The sequence below is a fragment of the Streptomyces sp. 13-12-16 genome (assembly GCF_002114215.1).
Lineage (GTDB): Bacteria > Actinomycetota > Actinomycetes > Streptomycetales > Streptomycetaceae > Streptomyces.
Genome location: NZ_NCTE01000365.1, coordinates 3,043 through 5,977 on the forward strand (window position 1 = coordinate 3,043; position 2,935 = coordinate 5,977).

The following is a 2,935-nucleotide window of genomic DNA, read 5'->3' on the forward strand; positions in this document are numbered from 1 at the left end:
TGGCCGCATGATCGAGCTCGAGGGGCTGACCAAGCGGTACGGCGAGAAGGTGGCGGTCAAGGACCTGACCTTCACCGTCAGACCGGGCATCATCACGGGCTTCCTCGGTCCGAACGGCGCCGGCAAGTCGACCACCATGCGGATGATCCTGGGCCTGGACCACCCGACCGCCGGGGACGTACGGATCGACGGCACGCGCTACGACCGCCTCCAGGAGCCGCTGACCCGCGTCGGCGCCCTGCTGGAGGCCAAGGGCGTGCACCCGGGCCGCAGCGCCTACAACCATCTGCTGTGCCTCGCGCAGAGCAACGGCATCCCGCGGCAGCGGGTGCGCGAGGTGCTGGACACGGTCGGGCTGACGGCGGTGGCGCGGAAGAAGGCCAAGGGGTTCTCGCTCGGCATGGGCCAGCGGCTCGGCATCGCCGCCGCGCTGCTCGGCGACCCCCGGGTGCTGCTGTTCGACGAGCCGGTCAACGGCCTCGACCCCGAGGGCATCCACTGGATCCGCAACCTGATGAAGACGCTGGCCGCCGAGGGCCGTACGGTCTTCGTCTCCTCCCACCTGATGAGCGAGATGGCGCTGACCGCCGACCACCTCGTCGTCATCGGCCAGGGCCGGCTGCTCGCCGACACCTCCATGACGGAGTTCATCGAGCACAACTCCCGCTCGTACGTCCGGGTCCGCAGCCCTCAGCGCGAGCGGCTCCTCGACGTGCTGCGCCAGGCGGGGATCACCGCCGTGGAGAGCGGCGACGGGGCGCTGGAGGTGGACGGCTCCAAGGCCGAGTACATCGGGGAGCTGGCGGCCCGGCAGCAGCTGGTGCTGCACGAGCTGAGCCCGCAGCAGGCCTCCCTGGAGGAGGCGTTCATGCGGCTGACCGCGGAGTCGGTGGAGTACCACGCGCACACCGGCACCGGCGCGCCCGCGCCCCCGCGGCAGCAGTGGGGCGAGAGCTGGAAGAAGGGCTGAGCGGCATGGCGGTGACGCAGGTCGTACGGTCGGAGTGGACCAAGATCCGGTCGGTGGCGTCCACGGTGTGGACGCTCTCCCTGGCGGTGGTCGTCACCATCGCGCTCGGCATGCTGATCTCGGCGCTGTCGAGGAACGAGTTCGATTCCCTGAGCGCGCGGGACCGGCTCTCCTTCGACCCGACGTTCATCAGCTTCGCCGGGATGAGCCTCGGGCAGCTCGCGATGATCGTGTTCGGGGTGCTGGTGGTGTCGAACGAGTACAGCACCGGCATGATCCGCGCCTCGCTGGCGGCCGTACCGCGGCGCGGCACGTTCCTGCTGAGCAAGCTGGCGGTCGCCACCGCGCTCGCCCTGGTGGTCTCCATGGCGACCAGCTTCGCCACGTTCTTCCTGGGCCAGGCGATGCTCGGCGAGCACAAGGCGGCCCTCGGGGACGACGGGGTGCTGCGGGCGGTGATCGGCGGCGGCCTCTACATGACGCTGATCGCGCTGTTCTCGATGGGCGTCGCCGCGATGCTGCGCTCCCCCATGCTGTCGCTGGGCATCCTGATGCCGTTCTTCTTCCTGATCTCCAACATCCTCGGCAACGTCGACGCCACGAAGAAGGTCGGACGGTTCCTGCCCGACCAGGCCGGCAGCAGGATCATGCAGGTGGTGACGCCCCTCGACGACGACACCCCGTACGGGCCCTGGGGCGGCCTCGGGATCATGGCGCTCTGGGTGCTCGCGGCGGTCGTCGGCGGCTATGTGCTGCTGAAGCGGCGCGACGCCCAGTGAGTGACCGCGCGGGACCGGTTTTTACCTCGACTTGAGCGGAACCGTCAGCGCCTCGATAAGCTCCTAACCCTTACGGGGGCGTGTGCCCCGCTGTCCTGAACCTTTCGATGGGTGCGGAGCATGATCGAGGCAGTCGGCCTGACCAAGCGGTACGGCGACAAGACCGCTGTGTACAACCTTTCCTTCCAGGTACGGCCCGGCGCCGTCACCGGGTTCCTGGGTCCCAACGGCTCGGGCAAGTCGACGACGATGCGGATGATCCTCGGTCTGGACAACCCCACCGCGGGACAGGTCACCATCGGCGGCTACCCGTACCGCAGGCTGCCCAACGCCCCCCGTCAGGTCGGCGCGCTGCTGGACGCGAAGGCGGTGCACGGCGGCCGGTCCGCCCGCAACCACCTGCTGAGCCTGGCCCAGCTCTCGGGCATCCCGGCCCGGCGGGTGGACGAGGTACTGGGCGTGGTGGGCCTGCACGAGGTGGCGCGCAGGCGGTCCAAGGGCTTCTCCCTGGGCATGGGCCAGCGGCTCGGCATCGCCGCCGCGCTGCTCGGCGACCCCCAGGTGCTGCTGTTCGACGAGCCGGTCAACGGCCTCGACCCCGAGGGCATCCTCTGGGTGCGCAACCTGATGAAGGCGCTGGCCGCCGAGGGCCGTACGGTCTTCGTCTCCTCCCACCTGATGAGCGAGATGGCGCTGACCGCCGACCACCTCATCGTCATCGGGCGCGGACAGCTCCTCGCCGACATGAGCGTGACGGACTTCATCTCCGCCAACTCCGCCGACTTCGCGCGCGTGCGCACCCCCGACACCGAGCCGCAGCAGCGCGAGAAGCTGTCCGCCGCGATCACCGAGGCCGGCGGCCACGTGCTGCCCGAGCAGGACGGCGCGCTGCGGGTGACGGGACTGGCGCTGCCGCGCATCAGCGACATCGCCCACGACTCCGACGTACGGCTGTGGGAGCTGTCGCCGCACCAGGCGTCGCTGGAGGAGGCGTACATGCGGATGACGCAGGGCGCCGTCGACTACCGCTCGACCACCGACCAGAAGGCCGGGCTCCAGCAGCCGCTGCCGCCCGGCGCGCAGCCGCCGATGCCGGTTCCGGGGCAGGGCCAGCCCGGCTGGTACGCCCCGCCGCCGCCCCAGCAGGGCGGGCAGCCCTTCGCCGCGCCGCAGGGCGTGCCCGGAC

3 protein-coding genes are annotated in these 2,935 nt (G+C 70.7%); all 3 read left to right on the forward strand.

Annotation, left to right across the window (positions count from 1 at the left end):
* Window positions 1-7: 7 nt before the first annotated feature.
* On the forward strand, window positions 8-970 hold the full coding sequence (locus B7767_RS15375; RefSeq protein ID WP_085572688.1) for an ABC transporter ATP-binding protein: 963 nt from the start codon (window positions 8-10) through the stop codon (window positions 968-970).
* 5 nt (window positions 971-975) lie between these two features.
* Complete coding sequence (locus B7767_RS15380) at window positions 976-1,749, forward strand: ABC transporter permease (protein ID WP_085572689.1); 774 nt, start codon at window positions 976-978, stop codon at window positions 1,747-1,749.
* A 120-nt stretch (window positions 1,750-1,869) separates the two neighbouring features.
* The coding region (locus tag B7767_RS15385) for an ABC transporter ATP-binding protein (protein WP_085572690.1) at window positions 1,870-2,935 on the forward strand (1,066 nt) is incomplete at its 3' end.

What these genes read in the sequence shown, in the direction of transcription:
- B7767_RS15375 (WP_085572688.1), top strand. Translation starts at nt 8, where the DNA reads ATGATCGAGCTCGAGGGGCTGACCAAGCGGTACGGCGAGAAGGTGGCG.
- B7767_RS15380 (WP_085572689.1), top strand. Translation starts at nt 976, where the DNA reads ATGGCGGTGACGCAGGTCGTACGGTCGGAGTGGACCAAGATCCGGTCG.